Origin of the sequence: Clostridium chrysemydis (genome assembly GCF_015234215.1) — a bacterium.
Classification (GTDB): Bacteria; Bacillota; Clostridia; order Clostridiales; family Clostridiaceae; genus Clostridium; species Clostridium chrysemydis.
In genome coordinates this window covers 62,385-76,481 of sequence record NZ_JADEKP010000007.1, presented here as the reverse complement: position 1 = coordinate 76,481, position 14,097 = coordinate 62,385, and the positions used below count along the sequence as shown (strand labels likewise).

The window sequence follows — 14,097 nt, the reverse complement described above, 5'->3', positions numbered from 1 at the left end:
TCTTAACTCCTACCATTCAATATCTTCTACTGATATTGGATTTTTGTTTTCTAAAACTTCTCGAACCTTTGCATCATTTATTTTTATAACCTTATCTGCCATAGGTGCTATAGCTGAATTATGAGTTATTATAACAACAGTAGAACCCATCTTTCTTGATGCATCTTGAAGAATTTTTAAAATCTGTTTTCCCGTTTTGTAATCTAAAGCACCAGTTGGCTCGTCGCAAAGTAAAAGCTTAGGATTTTTAGCTATAGCCCTCGCTATAGAAACTCTTTGCTGCTCCCCACCTGATAACTGAGATGGAAAGTTATCTTTTCTCTTATCTAACCCTACCATCTTTAAAGTTTTATCTACATCTAATGCATCATCTGTAATTTGAATTGCAAGTTCTACATTTTCCTTTGCAGTAAGATTTTGAACTAAGTTATAAAACTGAAATACAAACCCTACATCATCTCTTCTATATTTAGTTAATTCCTTGTTATTAAAATTCGATATATCTGTTCCATCTATTATTATTTTTCCTGAATCTAAGCTATCCATTCCCCCTAAAATATTAAGAGTCGTAGATTTCCCTGCGCCGCTTGGCCCTAAAATAATAACAAATTCCCCTTTTTCTATTGAAAAGCTAACCCCGTTATTAGCTACAATTTCACTATCCCCTACTTTATATCTTTTGTGTATATTTTTCACATCTATATATGCCATAGTAACCCTCCTCTAGTTAATAATCCCCTAAATTATACTTTTAGTTATTAAATAGACACTTTGTATATTTAATACTATAATCAAAGTATAAATTATTAGTCTAACTTAGACAATAATCACATAATTTCTAACCGTTATTAAATGTACACTTTTTCATAAAATGTCTATTTAATAACATTTTATATTAAATTAACTAAATTTAGAGGAGAATTTTAAATGGCTGGTATTAAAGGAAATCGTAGAACAATCTATACAAAGAAAGTAATAAAAGAAAGCTTAATTGAACTTCTTAAAACTAAAGAGATTCATCAAGTTACTGTTACAGATATATGTAAAAAAGCTGATATTAACCGCGGAACTTTTTATACTCATTACAAAGATGCTTTTGATTTACTTAGTTCTATGGAAGATGAATTATTTACTCAAATACTTATTTATATAAGTGAAATTCCAGCTAAAGAATATAATAGCTTGCTTTTACTTAGAGTATTAGAATTGATTAAAGAAAATAAAGATCTTTGCAGAGTCTTATTTTGTAATCAAAGAGATAATAGTATTTTAAATAGAATAAGTGAAATTGCAAATGCTATAGATGTAAGTAAAGTTTTTAATAATAGTAATCTAGAAAATAAAACTTTAGCAAATTATTATATGAGATATTCTGTAGGTGGTTGTTTATCTATTATTGAAACTTGGCTTTTAAACGACTTACCTGAGTCTCCAAAGGAACTTGTAGTTATAATAAATAAAATAAATAAGATAAATCTAAAATAAAACTTCTAAAATTTTAGAAGTTTTATTTTTTATATTCTATCCCATACTTTTTAGTTATACTATCTCTAAACATTGGTATTTTAGGAGGCGATAGAGTAAGAAAAATATACCCTCCTATTATTAAAATCAATATTACGCTAACTAAATTATGGTTTATTCCTTTAGAAGAATATCTGTATATATGAAGAGCTAAACTTTGCCCAAAGGCTATAGCTAAAAATAAGATCAAAATATCACAAACTATACTCTCTATCCCAAAGGCAGAAGTATAAAAATAATACAGCATAGGTATTGAAATAATAGAAGTTAATAAGGACACTAAAAGACTAGTTAACCACTTGTCTTTGTTTATTTTGTGCTTCTTAGAGAAGACTAAATAATAAATTAAAAACCAAGCTATTATAGGAAGTAAAACCATTTTTGTATGTTCCCAAATACTTTCATTTACTGCGGCAAATAAGCCTACTAAAAATTTATTTCCTGTAAATTCATATATAGAATGCCAAAGTGAACCTATTATAAAAAGTACAGGTACTCCTATAATAATCCACCTTTCTTCTTTTAATAATCTTCTTTTCATAACTACTCCTTTAAATCTAAATTTAATTATAGTTATTATATGTATTCTACTATTTAAATATAAATTAAAGACATCATTAAACTAATTTAATGATGCCTCTATTTTTTAACTAACTATTATATCCTCAGCTTTTATTGAATCCCCATAAGCTGGTTTTAAAGTTTTTTCATAAGCTTCTTTTATAACTCCTTCTTTTTTAAGTTTAGTCAAATCTTCATTTATCCAATTTAATAATTCAGTGTTGCCTTTTCTAACTGCAGGTGCAATCATATCTTGCTCCCCTAAAGATTTAATTCCAACTTCATATCCTGGATTTTGTCTAGCCCAAGCTAAAACTAAAGTGTTATCGTGTGCTAAAGCATCGCCTCTTCCATCTAGTAAAGCTTGGAAAGTTTCTGTGTTTTGTTCAAACTTTAAAAGCTCTATATCTTTATAATTTTTAGTTAAATAGCTCTCTGCTGTAGTCCCTTTATTAACAAGGACCTTTTTACCTTTTAAATCATCTATTGATTTTACTTTTCCATCTTTAGATACTACCCCAAGACCTACTTTCATATATGGATCTGCAAAATCTACTTTTTCTTTTCTTTCATCTGTAACTGTGAAATTTGCTAAAATAACATCAACCTTATTAGACTCTAAATACTCAACTCTATTTGCAGCTTCTACTAAAACAAACTCTGCTTTATTTTCATCACCTAATAAATCCTTAGCTAACCTCTTTCCTATTTCAACGTCATAGCCTTGGTTTTCACCATTACTATCAACGTATCCAAAAGGCGGTTTGTCGCTAAACACCCCAATTCTTATCTTACCTTTTTCTTTTATTTCTTCTATAGACCCTGATTCCTTTGAATTACCACAACCTACAAAAGCTCCTGCAACTACACCTACTATTAAAACTAGCCCTAATAATTTTTTAATTTTTTTCATATTTAATGCCCCCTTTTTGTTTAATACTTAAAGATATTTAAAAAGCTTTTAGCTCTTTCACTCTTAGGATTTTCAAAAAACTCTTTTGGATTTGAAATCTCTTTAATTTCTCCCTCATCCATAAAAACTATCTTATCTGCAACTTCTTTTGCAAAGTTCATTTCATGAGTAACTATAACCATCGTCATACCGCTTTTTGCAAGTTCTAATATAACATCTAAAACTTCTCTAACCATCTCAGGGTCAAGTGCTGCTGTAACTTCATCAAAAAGCATTATCTCTGGGTTTAAACAAAGTGCTCTAACTATAGCTATCCTTTGTTTTTGCCCTCCCGATAGTTGCCTTGGAAAGGCAAGTTCCTTATCAGAAAGGTTAACTCTCTTTAAAAGTTTTAAAGCCTCTTTTAAAACTTCATCTTTATCTCTTTTTTGAGATTTTATAGGTCCTAAAAGTATATTATCTATAACATTTAGGTGCGGGAATAGTTCATAGCTTTGAAAAACCATCCCTATCTTCCCTCTTGCATTTCTCCAAGATAAATCTTTTCCAAGTTCTTTATCATCTAAAGATATTTTCCCACCTGAAAATTCTTCAAGGCCGTTTATACATCTTAATAAAGTACTCTTACCACAGCCTGAAGGCCCTAGCACTACTATAACTTCACCTTTTGAAACTTCTAAAGAAACATTTTTTAAAACTTCAGTGTCATCATACTTTTTTACTAAATTATCAATCTTTAATAAACTCATTAATCCCCCTCCTTAATATGCCCATCTTTTCTCTAATTTTTTTGATAACAATGATAGTGGATAACAAATCATAAAATATAAGAAAAATATAAATCCATACACCCAAAAGGTAGCCATAGGTGATTTAACTGCTGATACTTCTATTACTTGCTGTCCTACCTTTACTACTTCAACTACTCCTATCATTATTACAAGAGAGGTTGTCTTAATCATCCTAGTAGAAAGATTAATAGCAGATGGAGTTACTCTTTTTAAAGCCTGCGGAATTATTATATATCTATAGATTTGAGTTTTGTTTAGTCCTATTGCCATAGCTGATTCTTCTTGAATTTTAGGTATAGATTTAATTGCGCCCCGCATTAAATCTCCCATTTCAGCTATTCCCCAAAGTGAAAATACAACTATAGAAACAACAACTCCGTCTATATGAATATTAAATAATCTTGATATCCCAAAATATCCAACAAACAACCAAACTAAGATAGGTATTATCCTAATAGCCTCTAAATATATATTTGAAATAATTCTAATAACTTTAGACTTTGAATTCATAACTACTCCAAATATAGTTCCTAAGATTAATGCTATAACTACTGAAATAAAAGCAATTTCAGCTGTTACTAGTAATCCACCTAAAAGTCTTAGAAAGTTTTTTCCCTGAAATATTACATCATACCCCATATTCAGCATACCTTCCTCTCTTTTCTAGATATCTTATAAATATAGAAATCGGTAATAGTATTATTAGATAAGCTATAATTAGCATAACTAAAGCTTCGCTTGTTTTGTATTGCATACCTATTATGTCTTTAGTAACAAACATAAGCTCAGCTACTGCAATAGATCCAACTATAGAGGTTTCTTTTATTAAAAACAAACTATTAGCTCCAATAGCTGGTATTGCTATAGAAAATGCTTGTGGAAGAATTATTAGTCTAAATATTTGAAATTTACTAAGTCCTATGCTAATACCAGATTCAATCTGCCCCTTTGGTACTGCTTCAAGACCTGCCCTAATACTTTCAGACATATAACTTCCCCCTAAAAATGATAACCCTATAACTCCACACTCAAATCCTGAAAAACTAATTCCAAACTTAGTTAATCCGTAATACAAAAAGAATAATTGGATTAATAAAGGTGTGTTCCTTGAAAGTTCTATATATATTTTTGATATCTTACTTAAAACTGGGACTTTAAAATAAATTAAATTACTTGTTATTATTCCTATTATCAATGATAAAACTATTCCTAAAAAAGCGATTTCTAGAGTTATTTTCATAGCATCTAAAAATACTGAAATGTTTTTTATCATAAAATCTATGTCTAATCCCATTTTTATCCCCCCTTTTTATTTACTTAAAGCGAATTTTGGATATAAAAAAAAGCCTCGTCTCTTAATAAGAGACGAAGCTAAAACTCCGCGGTTCCACTCTAGGTTAGACAATATGTATTGTCTCTCTTTCAAGGCTATATAGGGCTCCCCTTATCTTCTACTACTATTTCAAAGATTAGCTCCAAAGTGCACTTCATATTTTTCTTCATCAAAGGTTCTCAGCTACTCCTTCTCTCTGTAGACTTCTAAAAAATATTACTCTCTTCTTCAACGCTATTATAACTATTCCGATAGGATTACTATGATTTATAGTATACAATATGGAAAATAATTGTCAATATTTTTTTATAACTATTTTTATTAATAATCTGTTAATAGGAGCTGTTTTAATATTCTATTTTACTTATTAATAGTTAAATCTATTGATAATTTTATTTATTGTCTTTCTTAGCATTATTTATAATTTCTTTATTTAATCTTTCAGCATACCTGTCAGTCCACTTTTTACTACCACTTAAAAGCTCATCTGAAAATCCAATAACATCATCCCCAGTTACCTCTAAAACCTTTTTACCTTCTAATGCACTATATTCAAATAAATCTAATAAGTCACCTTGTACTTTTAGCATTTCAGATCCGTCTCCTGAAGCAAATCTCCAAATATACTCTTGTATTTTATCAAAGACAAATTTATAATCCTCTGGTAATTTTTCTTTTCTTTCCATTTGATTTTTATATTCTTTTTTGTCATTGATCATTTTTTTAATAAATTTAATCAAAGTTACCCCTCCTTTATTTAAGTTTTTCTTTAATTTCCTTATTTATTTTTTCTTTTATAGTTTCTGAATTATCGCTAAAAGCTTCCATAAATTCATCACAAAACTTACTAACATCATTTCCTACAACCTCTGTCACAGGCTTTTTATCAAATGCGCTAGTTTGAAATAACCCGATTAATTCATTAAACATATTTAAGTCTTTAAATATGCTTATATCACCGTTTGGCGCTCCTACTGTGTACATATATTTTTGAATTTTCTTAAAGGCAAATCTATAGTCTTCCGGAAGTTCTTCAACTCTTTTCATCATCTGCTTGTATTCACGTTTTTCATCTAAATCACCAATTACTAATTTTATAAATTTATCAAACATATTAAATCCCTCCCTTTAGTTGATTTATCTTTCCTGAAACAAACTCCCACTTTTCCCAAAAGTTTTTTAATTCTTCTTTTCCTGCATCATTTAAGGTGAAGAACTTTCTAGGAGGCCCCATCTCCGATGGCTTTTTAGTAGTTTCTACTAATTTATTCTTTTCAAGTCTAACTAAAATAGTGTAGACAGTTCCATCTACAACATCTTTAAATCCAAGTGCATTTAGCCTCTTTGTAATCTCGTATCCATATATCTCTTCATGGCTTATTATTTCAAGGACACAACCTTCTAGTATCCCTTTTAGCATTTCTGTTATATTTTCCAAATAAATCACCTCATCATTTTTTCATTTTACTATTTAGTATTACTTACTACCTCTATATAGTATTACTAAGTAGTATGACTGTCAATATAATATTTTATTTAAACGAAAAAAAAGTGGCTTTAGCCACTCTGTATAATATCTATTTATTTTTAAAGTTCTCCAACTGGAATCCTTTTATTTTTATATTCTTCTATCAATTCTAAATTCTTAGCTATAAATGTATCTTCTGGATATTTAGAAAGTCGTTCCTTAGCATATTCATAAGGACTTAGTTTTGTTTTTTCAAGAGTAAGAGTCGTTACTACTCTTACAGGTTCCGTTTTAAAATCAGCACCAGCCTCAAGAAGAATTTTGATTGTTTCTCTTCTATCACCACGATTATCAAGCACTAAAGTATCGTGATAAAGTGACTTGTAAACACCCTTACAGCTTTTATACATCGAATCTAAATCAGCTCCCAGTTCTATTAGATAACTTATTGCTTTTGGTGCATTATAAATAATTGCAAAGCAAAGTGATTTATTTAAATTCGCTAAGTCTATGCCATTTTCCAATAAAAAAGCTATTGCATCACAGTTATTGGTTATCGCTGCATCTTCTAATAGGGGTGTCTTATCTACTGAAGTTGAATTAACTAAACATCCCTTCTCTACTAAAAACTCTGCAAAGTTTTTATCCCAAGCATATAGTATCAACTGACTTAGCGCATTTCTGTTTTGGCATCCCTTTTTATTAACATTTGCACCCTTTTCAATCAAATATTTCGCTATATCTAATTTTCTTTCTTCTATACAAGTAAGTAACGGACTATTTTTCATAAAATTCCCTTTTTCTATATCTGCACCAGCTGATAATAAAAGATCAATCGCTTCTATATTTCCATTTTTAGCAGCAGCATGCAATGGTGTACCTGTTTCTATAGTACTCTTTTTTAATTGAGCAGATGTTACACCTACTATTCTCTCTTTAATCAAATCCATATCATTTATATAGCATGCATAGAGCAAAGAGTTATCTTTTTCCATAATTAAACTCCTCTCTTAAACAAGACATCAAGATTTTTATCTATTTCCTCTTTACTCATTAAAGATACATATATTCAAACCTCATATTTATCATTGCCTCTCTATAAATATCACTATTTAAGTAGCCTCTTTTACCAATCTGATTTTTTATAGTTTGTATATTTCTCATAAAATCTCCTTCTAAATTTAGCAATCTAAGTACATATTATTTAAGCCTAGATATTAAATCTGAATATTTATTATTAATTAGGTTAAATATTTTTTCATAAGAAATTTTTAAATCTGATATATCTCCATCTGTTAGTAATTCTATTATTTCTATTGCTGTTATTTCTTTTAAGTTGTCATTTTTTAAAACAGTTACTACAGGTAGCAACTCATCATCATAATTATATTCTAATATAATTGCATGTAATATCTCTTTTGAATCTAACTTTTCTATTTTTGAGCATATATCCTCTATGTCCTCATTATATAAAAGCTCTTCTAATATATTTTCTTCATCCTTATTTAAGGTTAACCTTATAGCTCCCTTTGTTTCTGATAATATATCCGCAATTTTTTTATTTTTACGAGCAAAAAACCAAGGAGAATCTTCTATATTTTCGCTTTGAATATTGACCCCATTTTTAATTAATAACTCTACTACATCCACCCTTTTAAACTTTATAGCTTTTTTAAGTGCAGTATCCCCTAATTTATCTTTTAACTCTAAATTCGCACCAGCCTTTATTATAGACTCTATTGAATCTACTTGCTCTCTTTTAACTATTGAGTTTATAAGTAGAGTCCTTCCTCTACTATCTTTTTCATCTATATTTTTCCCCATAAATTTAATCTCCTATTATTTCAACCTCTATCATATATTCTGTTTAACTAATCAATATCTACAACCTTGAATTTATTAAGAAACTCTTGAGTATTATCAGCCACTATACCATATGGATTATCAGAAAATGTATCAAAATTTCCATATCCAAAATCTACCCATTCAAATTCTCCAGTATCATTATTGAAAAGAATGGATACTTGACCTATATTAATAAAAATTTCACCTACATATGCTCTATCTCCAAAGTCATTTCCACCTGTCCATTCTCCCCTAAATGCCTCGTAAATAAAGTCTAAAATATATTTTTCATTTGTTTGCTCTAAAAGACAAAGGGTAAACTCTGCATAACTGTTATTACTATTTGCATCATCTAGCCAGTTTTCTTTATTTGCATATCTTTTTACAAATTCAATGGGATTAAATTTTATTATTCCAGAAATAATACCTGATTTATTTTTACTGCCTAGTATTCTATTTTTACTACCTAGTATTCGTGAATAAAAGTCTTTTAGATTATCATGTAATTTAAAACCAATTTCCTCCTCAACTAAGTTCCAATCAAGCTCTATCGTTCCACCTGCGGTTTTTTGAAATTTATTCATTTTTGACATAGTTATACTCCTCTTAATATTTATATTAATACTCGCTAAGCATATTTTTTATCCACTCTTCCATCGGCCTAGAAATAATACAATTAGATTTTTTTATAACATCATTTTCTTTAAAAGTTCTCTTATACTGTGGTTCTCGTGTCCCTGCATTATAAAATTTTTTTAGTGTAGTATCATATATAGAATAATCAACAGAAAAACCTAACTCTTTTGAAATTTCCTCTTTTACACTATCCCAATCGTATATGCCAATAGAATTAAAATCATCTCTATATTGTGCTTCAATAGCTTCAGCACACTTTTTAAGAGAAATATCGTCTTTGTAAATATCATCAACCAAGAAATCCTTAAAACAGGGGCAATTAATTAATAATCCAAATAATTCTTTCATATTTTCTGCTATACGACCTATCTCTCCCTCTGAACTGTTGAAACCAATAGTTCCGTCTGATAACGAAACAAATTCACCACCAGCTGCATCAGATCCAAATGCCATTCCATCAATATTCCAAGTCATATGTCCAAAAATATCTTCAGGCTTTCTCATTTTATAGCTTCCGTTAATCCGCATCTACCCAAATTTGGTATTTGCCACAATGAAGGCAACGAAATAAATATCCACAAAGCGAGCCATCCTTTACCAGATATTCTTCAATACACTCAAACTCGTCTCGTGTAGCATACTCAGCAAAAACCTTATCGGCGATATCCATAACTTTTAGCTCCCTTGTTCCTACTGTACCTAAATAAGCGCAGTAATCGCCACAGCAGGAAAGCCAGTGTTCCCCCTGCCAGCTTAAATACCCTGGAGTACGGTTAAAAAGCTCATCATCCTTTTCGTTATCTATCTCACCTACCCACTCGGCATCTTGAACAAAGCTGGCATCATATTTTTTTGCTGCTTCGCCGTTTGCAATGCAAGTGGGGCAGAGGTATTCAACCGTTTCGATGCAATATGGCATGATGCAATAATAAACTGTGCTCTTATTACCACAACAAGGGCAAACTCTCGCCTCTCCCTCCTTAAAAACGCCTGTCCCAAGCGGATTAGGATGATATCGAAACTTTGGCAAGTGTTTTAATCGCTCCTTATATTCCGTTTGCTCACTTTCTATCTCAGAGCTTGGCAAAGCATATTTGTCACCATCACTTTTGCAGAGCTCTTGCAGTAGTGCAAGCTTTTTCATTTGTTTCTTATTACTTTGCTCTATAATAGTCAAAAATAAGAGGTACGCACTTTTCATCATTCCTAACTGTTGATAGACATCAACTAATACACTTTTTGCTTCTGTCCCCTCAATTACTGAAAGTCTGTCCTTAAATTCATAAAGTGCAAGCACACTTGTGCTATCCCCGCCCTGACGCTCGTAATTCTTTTTTAATGTTATATATTCTTTAAGGTACTTATTAATTTTTATCACCTCATTTTTTAGTTAAACATTTCGTAAAAAATCCTGATTTCACCTAATAATAAATTTTTACAAGTTTACTTTTCAAGTATAATAGAAAGCGATAATACATCCCCCATAATATCAACTTGCCCTTGAATATTAATACTTTTATCTGTTATTTCTAACGTACCTATAAAATCGTTGTACTCCATCATATAAAGGGAGACATCATATTTGTAGCTAAAATCTTCATCTATCATTATTTTTTTATCCTCATACGGAATATCATATAAATAAAATTTCGGAGGATATAACGCAAAGCTCCATTCGCTATCATAATCCTCTGTTAGTTTATCAAAAACATCTTTGTTCCCGTTAACCTCAAGACTCAATAGGCTTTTTTCAATAGAAAATTGAATATCACCTGTTGAAAATTCTGTATTTCCAATTTTAAAAGAATTCATAAAAATATCTCCTCTACTTCCAATTTGTTATAAAATCGGATAATACTTAAGGTCCATTGGCTTTTTATCAATATCTTTCATCATATTATAAGAAAGAAGTACTGTGTTTTCTTTTTTTACATCTGACCCATAATTACTTCCAATTAAAATACTATAAATATAATTAAAAGAAGGATTACAGAAGTTCTTTTTTGGAGAAACTACTCCACACATAGAGTCTTCCTCTGTTTTTCCAAACACTTTCCAGCTCCATCCATAACTAATTTTAAGTGAATGCCCATATAATGCGCCAAGTGCTATACATACTTCATCAAGGCTTTGGTATTCTTTTGGGAAATCCCCTGTTTCTAAAATTCTATCTATAAAGCTTCTTACTTCACTTGCAATGGTTTCACTATCATTTAAATCACTAATGCAAAAAGCTTTACCTGCAACTAATATCGTTTCTTCTAATACCTTTTCCGTATTGTCATCTAAATCTGCTATATACTCATAATATCTTTCATTTAAATCTACTTTACTCATAATATTCCTCCTAGTTTTTTTATTTTCACCTATTAATTTTTAGAAAAATATTCTTCAGGTAAACCTAATATTTTTCTAAGAATAATAGCATTATCACAAGTCATATCAATTCCTACTTTAGTATCAGTTATAAAAGGCTCTGTTCCCCATGATTCTAAGCCGCTGCAAGCTATTCCAACATAATTTGTGATATAACTTTCAAAGCTAAGTCCTAAGACCTACCCGTGCTCTTTAGCATCATCGTGACTAAGGTAAGCAACATTTGGATCCTCTTTATCGCTTAATAAATCAAAGGCTATTACATCACCATTACCAACACTCATAAGCCCTAGTTTGTTATGCCAAACCTTATCATAATCATCTTCTAGATTAGAGAAACATGTATTTATCCAATTTTCTTTATTATCCTCTGCATCTATAACACCTTCTAAACTTAAGTTTAATTCAAACAATCCAGTGTTAGCTAACTCCTTATTTTTTTCTAATTCTTTAAGTAATGTTTCATCAATGTCTATAAAAAAATTTATATCCTTAGATACAGTTAAAAAGAATTCTTTTAAGCTTCTAGGCAGTTTTTTCCAACCTCTCGTTCTGTTTCTTCAATTTCTGCCTTTGTTGCTGGAACGTCTACATTAAATAAAACTCTGCTCTTTGAAGAACTAAGATTTTCTTTAATTAGTTCTAATGATTTTATTAGTTTACTATAATTCATTTTACCCCCCTAAAATATAATATAAATTTATAAGTAATCAGAAATATTTATTTGATTTTCCTCTATATTATCTAAGTTATACCCTTTGTATTTTAAATCTGACCATTCCTTAGCTTTAGATGTAAATCCATAGCTTTCAAGGGATTTAAATCCTTTGATATATTCGTATTGTTCATCAGTAATTTTTGCAAAATTTATTAATTCATCATTTATAAACTCAGAAACAAATCCATAATTAAAACTACCACTATCATCTCGCATAAAGCCAAGAATAAATAAACTGTTTTTTTCAAAATCAAATTCAATATGATCTAATACTATAGAATCATCCTCTGTAAAAAGATATTTTACTACTTCAAAACTGCTTGTATCATATATCCCTAAGCGTGTTTTAAAGCTAGATATATTACGCTCTATATTGTAAAAATATTTACCATCTTTAGAAAAGCAAAAACCATCATCTTGTGAGTTACTTACCTTTGAAAAACGAAATTTACGGAGCAATTTTAATTCAACTAATGAATATATCGCAAGCATACCATTAGTTGATTTAACGACGAATATATCTTTACTCGGACAAAACATAGCCTTATAACCGTATTTGATATCTTTAAACTTAGCTATCTCTAAATCATTTTCATAAATATATACCGTTTGCCCTGTACACCCAACCGTAATATTTGATTTTTTTGCAATACCCCAAAACTTTTTCATTATATTAATTATCTCCTCCCATATCTCATTAAAAAATCTTTAGCCAAATCTTTAGGTGTCATTTTAATAACAGATTGGTTTTCTAACTCTTCCGCCATATCATCATCTGTCATAGATACAAAGAAAGTTATATCTTCTTTTGATTGTCCATACTGCTTAAAAATTTCTGAATCAGTACCAAGCACTGTTTTAGCAATGATTTCAACTATATTATCTTTATAATCAGATACGTTTTCCGTAGAATTTAGAAGCTTATAAATATGGTTAAAGTGCGAGTTACCATATTTGAATTCAGATAAACACCACCTGTAATAAATTTTATCTTCCTGACTGTTACATAGCCCCTCATTTTCCATATCGGTTATATGTTTTTTAAGGGATTCCTCTGTATTAATTGCAAGAAAAAGAGTACAAAAATCGCTATCTGTTCCAAACGCACAAGCATATACCTTTTCATTACTTATTTTTTCAAGAAGATTTTTGATATCGTTATAAAATTCCTGTCTAAATTTCTCTTCAAATTCCTTTAAAAAATTTATCATTATATAATTCTCCCTTGTTATATCTATACCATCTTAATTGTTCTTATTCAGCCCCATACTGTAAGCTTCTCACTTTACGTATTTACAACAGCTTTGATTGTACTATTTAAGTCTCGTCCATAAAAACATCTACTTTAATAATCTGTTTATCTTTTAAGAATAAATAGCCTTCAGAATTTCTTATATAATCAAAGAAGTTTCCACTAACCTCTTCACTCCATATAGATTCTGAAGGTAAATTGTTTCTTGTATCTATTTTATATCTAATATCTAAATGCAGCTGGATATATTCTTCATCTTCATTTGGGAACTGCCTAACTAATGAAAAACAAGTCCAAGACTTACCTGAAAATCCCTCTACTTCAAATAAGATCATATCCTCCTCTTCATCCACTCCATTGATTTTTATTTTACACATCTTTTCAAAGGCATTTACTAGTTCTACAAGATTCATCTTTTCTCTTTTTATACCTTTTAATAACTCTAAAATTTCCATAGTGCCCTCCGCACTTCATAACCTAAATTTAGAACTTTTCTTACTATGACTATATCATATATTATCTTTTCTATTTAAACTTATAACACAAGTAGTTATTTTAGATTTTAATTTTTATATAAAAAGACAGCAAATTAATAAATTTGCTGTCTGCTTTATTTATATCTATTTAATTTTAAAAACTATTAAGTAGTTTATTCTAAATTAATCGTCACTATCGTTCCT

General features: G+C 29.7%; 22 protein-coding genes and 1 other annotated feature. Of the genes, 1 reads left to right on the top strand and 21 read right to left on the bottom strand.

The window, feature by feature from the left end; translation table 11 throughout:
- Nucleotides 1-9: 9 nt before the first annotated feature.
- Nucleotides 10-711 carry an ABC transporter ATP-binding protein gene (locus tag INR60_RS14525; RefSeq protein WP_194192217.1) on the bottom strand — a complete coding sequence of 234 codons (702 nt, stop codon included), beginning with the start codon at nt 709-711 and terminating at the stop codon, nt 10-12.
- A 216-nt stretch (nt 712-927) separates the two neighbouring features.
- Here INR60_RS14525 and INR60_RS14520 point away from each other — a divergent pair, with 216 nt between their 5' ends.
- The gene (locus INR60_RS14520; protein ID WP_194192216.1) at nt 928-1,485 is read left to right on the top strand and encodes a TetR/AcrR family transcriptional regulator; all 558 of its coding nucleotides are present in this window, start codon (nt 928-930) and stop codon (nt 1,483-1,485) included.
- Nucleotides 1,486-1,507: 22 nt separating this feature from the next.
- On the opposite strand, the gene INR60_RS14515 is transcribed toward INR60_RS14520, so the two are convergent.
- The 20 genes from INR60_RS14515 to INR60_RS14420 form a co-directional block, all read right to left on the bottom strand.
- Nucleotides 1,508-2,065, bottom strand: a complete 558-nt coding sequence (locus tag INR60_RS14515; RefSeq protein ID WP_194192215.1) for a DUF6512 family protein — start codon at nt 2,063-2,065, stop codon at nt 1,508-1,510.
- A gap of 105 nt (nt 2,066-2,170) precedes the next feature.
- Nucleotides 2,171-2,998: a cysteine ABC transporter substrate-binding protein gene (locus INR60_RS14510; RefSeq protein WP_194192214.1), complete on the bottom strand. Its 828-nt coding sequence runs from the start codon at nt 2,996-2,998 to the stop codon at nt 2,171-2,173.
- Nucleotides 2,999-3,018: 20 nt separating this feature from the next.
- Complete coding sequence (locus INR60_RS14505; RefSeq protein WP_194192213.1) at nt 3,019-3,747, bottom strand: amino acid ABC transporter ATP-binding protein; 729 nt, start codon at nt 3,745-3,747, stop codon at nt 3,019-3,021.
- A 12-nt stretch (nt 3,748-3,759) separates the two neighbouring features.
- Nucleotides 3,760-4,437 carry an amino acid ABC transporter permease gene (locus INR60_RS14500; RefSeq protein WP_194192212.1) on the bottom strand — a complete coding sequence of 226 codons (678 nt, stop codon included), beginning with the start codon at nt 4,435-4,437 and terminating at the stop codon, nt 3,760-3,762.
- Complete coding sequence (locus INR60_RS14495; RefSeq protein WP_194192211.1) at nt 4,418-5,083, bottom strand: amino acid ABC transporter permease; 666 nt, start codon at nt 5,081-5,083, stop codon at nt 4,418-4,420. Before INR60_RS14495 ends, INR60_RS14500 begins: the two co-directional genes overlap by 20 nt.
- Nucleotides 5,084-5,147: 64 nt before the next feature.
- Nucleotides 5,148-5,363: a binding site (T-box leader), on the bottom strand.
- Nucleotides 5,364-5,514: 151 nt separating this feature from the next.
- Nucleotides 5,515-5,862, bottom strand: coding sequence for a DUF1048 domain-containing protein (locus tag INR60_RS14490; RefSeq protein ID WP_194192210.1), 348 nt, complete (start codon nt 5,860-5,862; stop codon nt 5,515-5,517).
- Between the two features lie 13 nt (nt 5,863-5,875).
- Entirely contained in the window at nt 5,876-6,235 is a 360-nt protein-coding gene (locus tag INR60_RS14485) for a DUF1048 domain-containing protein (RefSeq protein ID WP_194192209.1), read from the bottom strand.
- A 1-nt stretch (nt 6,236) separates the two neighbouring features.
- A complete protein-coding gene (locus INR60_RS14480) occupies nt 6,237-6,560 on the bottom strand; it encodes a PadR family transcriptional regulator (RefSeq protein WP_194192208.1) in 324 nt (107 codons plus the stop codon).
- 149 nt (nt 6,561-6,709) lie between these two features.
- Complete coding sequence (locus INR60_RS14475; protein WP_194192207.1) at nt 6,710-7,585, bottom strand: ankyrin repeat domain-containing protein; 876 nt, start codon at nt 7,583-7,585, stop codon at nt 6,710-6,712.
- A 205-nt stretch (nt 7,586-7,790) separates the two neighbouring features.
- Entirely contained in the window at nt 7,791-8,414 is a 624-nt protein-coding gene (locus INR60_RS14470; protein WP_194192206.1) for an ankyrin repeat domain-containing protein, read from the bottom strand.
- A gap of 47 nt (nt 8,415-8,461) precedes the next feature.
- Entirely contained in the window at nt 8,462-9,028 is a 567-nt protein-coding gene (locus INR60_RS14465; RefSeq protein WP_194192205.1) for a hypothetical protein, read from the bottom strand.
- Between the two features lie 25 nt (nt 9,029-9,053).
- The gene (locus tag INR60_RS14460; RefSeq protein ID WP_238480460.1) at nt 9,054-9,575 is read right to left on the bottom strand and encodes a hypothetical protein; all 522 of its coding nucleotides are present in this window, start codon (nt 9,573-9,575) and stop codon (nt 9,054-9,056) included.
- A 13-nt stretch (nt 9,576-9,588) separates the two neighbouring features.
- A complete protein-coding gene (locus INR60_RS14455) occupies nt 9,589-10,449 on the bottom strand; it encodes a CbrC family protein (protein WP_338015017.1) in 861 nt (286 codons plus the stop codon).
- A gap of 65 nt (nt 10,450-10,514) precedes the next feature.
- Complete coding sequence (locus INR60_RS14450) at nt 10,515-10,883, bottom strand: hypothetical protein (protein WP_194192203.1); 369 nt, start codon at nt 10,881-10,883, stop codon at nt 10,515-10,517.
- 27 nt (nt 10,884-10,910) lie between these two features.
- Nucleotides 10,911-11,408, bottom strand: coding sequence for a hypothetical protein (locus INR60_RS14445; RefSeq protein WP_194192202.1), 498 nt, complete (start codon nt 11,406-11,408; stop codon nt 10,911-10,913).
- Nucleotides 11,409-11,626: 218 nt separating this feature from the next.
- A complete protein-coding gene (locus INR60_RS14440) occupies nt 11,627-11,860 on the bottom strand; it encodes a hypothetical protein (protein WP_194192201.1) in 234 nt (77 codons plus the stop codon).
- Between the two features lie 104 nt (nt 11,861-11,964).
- Nucleotides 11,965-12,120, bottom strand: coding sequence for a hypothetical protein (locus INR60_RS14435; RefSeq protein WP_194192200.1), 156 nt, complete (start codon nt 12,118-12,120; stop codon nt 11,965-11,967).
- A gap of 27 nt (nt 12,121-12,147) precedes the next feature.
- Nucleotides 12,148-12,834 (bottom strand): hypothetical protein, encoded by a 687-nt coding sequence (locus INR60_RS14430; RefSeq protein ID WP_194192199.1) that lies wholly within the window; start codon nt 12,832-12,834, stop codon nt 12,148-12,150.
- An 8-nt stretch (nt 12,835-12,842) separates the two neighbouring features.
- Complete coding sequence (locus INR60_RS14425; RefSeq protein WP_194192198.1) at nt 12,843-13,376, bottom strand: DUF4303 domain-containing protein; 534 nt, start codon at nt 13,374-13,376, stop codon at nt 12,843-12,845.
- A gap of 106 nt (nt 13,377-13,482) precedes the next feature.
- A complete protein-coding gene (locus INR60_RS14420; RefSeq protein WP_194192197.1) occupies nt 13,483-13,872 on the bottom strand; it encodes a hypothetical protein in 390 nt (129 codons plus the stop codon).
- Nucleotides 13,873-14,097: the final 225 nt, after the last annotated feature.

What these genes read in the sequence shown, in the direction of transcription:
- INR60_RS14525 (WP_194192217.1), bottom strand. Translation starts at nt 711, where the DNA reads ATGGCATATATAGATGTGAAAAATATACACAAAAGATATAAAGTAGGG.
- INR60_RS14520 (WP_194192216.1), top strand. Translation starts at nt 928, where the DNA reads ATGGCTGGTATTAAAGGAAATCGTAGAACAATCTATACAAAGAAAGTA.
- INR60_RS14515 (WP_194192215.1), bottom strand. Translation starts at nt 2,065, where the DNA reads ATGAAAAGAAGATTATTAAAAGAAGAAAGGTGGATTATTATAGGAGTA.
- INR60_RS14510 (WP_194192214.1), bottom strand. Translation starts at nt 2,998, where the DNA reads ATGAAAAAAATTAAAAAATTATTAGGGCTAGTTTTAATAGTAGGTGTA.
- INR60_RS14505 (WP_194192213.1), bottom strand. Translation starts at nt 3,747, where the DNA reads ATGAGTTTATTAAAGATTGATAATTTAGTAAAAAAGTATGATGACACT.
- INR60_RS14500 (WP_194192212.1), bottom strand. Translation starts at nt 4,437, where the DNA reads ATGCTGAATATGGGGTATGATGTAATATTTCAGGGAAAAAACTTTCTA.
- INR60_RS14495 (WP_194192211.1), bottom strand. Translation starts at nt 5,083, where the DNA reads ATGGGATTAGACATAGATTTTATGATAAAAAACATTTCAGTATTTTTA.
- INR60_RS14485 (WP_194192209.1), bottom strand. Translation starts at nt 6,235, where the DNA reads ATGTTTGATAAATTTATAAAATTAGTAATTGGTGATTTAGATGAAAAA.
- INR60_RS14475 (WP_194192207.1), bottom strand. Translation starts at nt 7,585, where the DNA reads ATGGAAAAAGATAACTCTTTGCTCTATGCATGCTATATAAATGATATG.
- INR60_RS14470 (WP_194192206.1), bottom strand. Translation starts at nt 8,414, where the DNA reads ATGGGGAAAAATATAGATGAAAAAGATAGTAGAGGAAGGACTCTACTT.
- INR60_RS14465 (WP_194192205.1), bottom strand. Translation starts at nt 9,028, where the DNA reads ATGTCAAAAATGAATAAATTTCAAAAAACCGCAGGTGGAACGATAGAG.
- INR60_RS14460 (WP_238480460.1), bottom strand. Translation starts at nt 9,575, where the DNA reads ATGAGAAAGCCTGAAGATATTTTTGGACATATGACTTGGAATATTGAT.
- INR60_RS14450 (WP_194192203.1), bottom strand. Translation starts at nt 10,883, where the DNA reads ATGAATTCTTTTAAAATTGGAAATACAGAATTTTCAACAGGTGATATT.
- INR60_RS14445 (WP_194192202.1), bottom strand. Translation starts at nt 11,408, where the DNA reads ATGAGTAAAGTAGATTTAAATGAAAGATATTATGAGTATATAGCAGAT.
- INR60_RS14435 (WP_194192200.1), bottom strand. Translation starts at nt 12,120, where the DNA reads ATGAATTATAGTAAACTAATAAAATCATTAGAACTAATTAAAGAAAAT.
- INR60_RS14430 (WP_194192199.1), bottom strand. Translation starts at nt 12,834, where the DNA reads ATGAAAAAGTTTTGGGGTATTGCAAAAAAATCAAATATTACGGTTGGG.
- INR60_RS14425 (WP_194192198.1), bottom strand. Translation starts at nt 13,376, where the DNA reads ATGATAAATTTTTTAAAGGAATTTGAAGAGAAATTTAGACAGGAATTT.
- INR60_RS14420 (WP_194192197.1), bottom strand. Translation starts at nt 13,872, where the DNA reads ATGGAAATTTTAGAGTTATTAAAAGGTATAAAAAGAGAAAAGATGAAT.